Origin of the sequence: Otoolea muris (assembly GCF_943193115.1) — a bacterium.
Classification (GTDB): Bacteria; Bacillota; Clostridia; order Lachnospirales; family Lachnospiraceae; genus Otoolea; species Otoolea muris.
Genome location: NZ_CALPCY010000142.1, coordinates 1 through 1,655 on the forward strand (window position 1 = coordinate 1; position 1,655 = coordinate 1,655).

The 1,655-nt window shown below is 46.3% G+C and carries 1 protein-coding gene and 1 pseudogene; both read right to left on the reverse strand.

The window, feature by feature from the left end; genetic code table 11:
• Positions 1–968, reverse strand: a pseudogene (locus NFS31_RS26655) (glucan-binding protein); the annotation flags it as partial.
• A 279-nt stretch (positions 969–1,247) separates the two neighbouring features.
• Positions 1,248–1,655, reverse strand: a 408-nt coding sequence (locus tag NFS31_RS26660) for a PD-(D/E)XK nuclease domain-containing protein (RefSeq protein WP_251502084.1), incomplete at its 5' end; no start/stop codon positions are given.

The following is a 1,655-nucleotide window of genomic DNA, read 5'->3' on the forward strand; positions in this document are numbered from 1 at the left end:
CCGCCATCCGCATACGTAATTTCACCGTCATCAATGTAGTACCAGTCTGTATCGCCGTCATTCCCGCGATCCTCTGCGCCATCGATCTGGTACCAGCCGTTTCCTCTGGAACCGTCGTCTACCTCATTGTAGTACAGCAGCTTGTCAACAGCCGGCTTCGGGGCAGCTGAACTTCCGCTTGCAGCGCTCAGGTTACCGTCAAGCTGTGCATTGGAAGCATGCGTTACAGTAGTATCATTGTCGATCCACTCATAAAGCATCTGGCCGTGTGCATTGAAGATGTAATATTTCCCGTTAATTTTCTTTTTGCCAGTGTCATGATAGAGCTTACCGGAAGACTGGAACCAGTACCATCCTTCGTCGTCACATAAATCGTCATCGTCATCATCACAGTCAAGAACCGGCTCGCCAAGCGTTTCATCGTCATCGTTATCATTATCAAGGGCACCTGATTTCTCAAGCCAGAGCCACTGGTTTTCAGCCCTCCATCCCTCGTCTTCGTTCCCAAGGTAATAACCTTCCCCATTGATTTCCTGCCAGCCGGTCAGCATCTTTCCGTCTTCATCAAAGTAATAAGTCTTACCGCCGATTTTTTTATCATCATCCGTAACCTTTTTACCCTTATTTCCGAAATAATACCAGTGCTCGCCGCCATCCTCAGGATCGTCTTCATCCTCATCGGAAATGGTCTTCTTCCATGCGTTGACTAACATCCGTCCGTCGCTGTCAACATAATAATCGTCATCCACCCAGGCATCCGTCAGCATGTCGCCGTCCTCATCCAGATAGAACCAGTAAGCGCCGTCCTTTCTCCACTCATCGGTCACCATATCGTCATCGCGGTCATAATAGTGCCAAACCCCAGCGTCATCTTTCTCCCAACCAGCGGCGAAAGAAGTCATGGAAGCACCCATCGCGAGCAAAGCCGCCGCGGAAAGAACCGCAACTAATTTTGTCTGCTTTCTCATAATAATGCACTCTCCTTTTTTCCTTTTGAACTGCTCTTTTTTCCCGAAATTCCTTAACTTTTAACGGCCTTACCCTACTTCGGATATGGGGGATCCGGATTTGCTGTTTATGGGCGGAACATATGGAGATTTCAGGGGATTTTCTGTGATCCGGAGGTGCAGTTTACAGTATTTTTATTCACAAAAACAGGCGGAAAACAGATGATATCTTTATGGGAAAATTCTGTTTTCAGCCTGCTGTTTCTGAGTGGAAAATATGGTTCTTTTTCAGAAATCGTTCTATTTGTCTGGAAATGAATATTTTTCTATTTTGCACTGGTGGCGCTTTTCTTTATCGTAGCTTATTCCCACAAGGAGAGCTTTTCTATATGGTTCGGCACGCTGCAGATAATTTTTTGCTTTTATCTGTTCGATTGCTTCCTCCGCCGATTTTCCCACTTTCAGTTCCAGTATAATCGGCGGATAACCTGATTCTTTGGGCAGGAACAGGTAGTCGCAGTAACCTTTCCCGCTTTTTTCCTCTCGTAATATGTTATAGAATTTTCTTGCGTATAAATAGCACAGGGTAATCACACAGGACAGGGAATTCTCATCGTTGTATGTCAGAAAGGGGATTTCCGCGTCATGTACCTTTTCCAGGAGCTGGGAAACACGCTCCTCATTGCACTGGAGGGTAGCCTCCAGCAT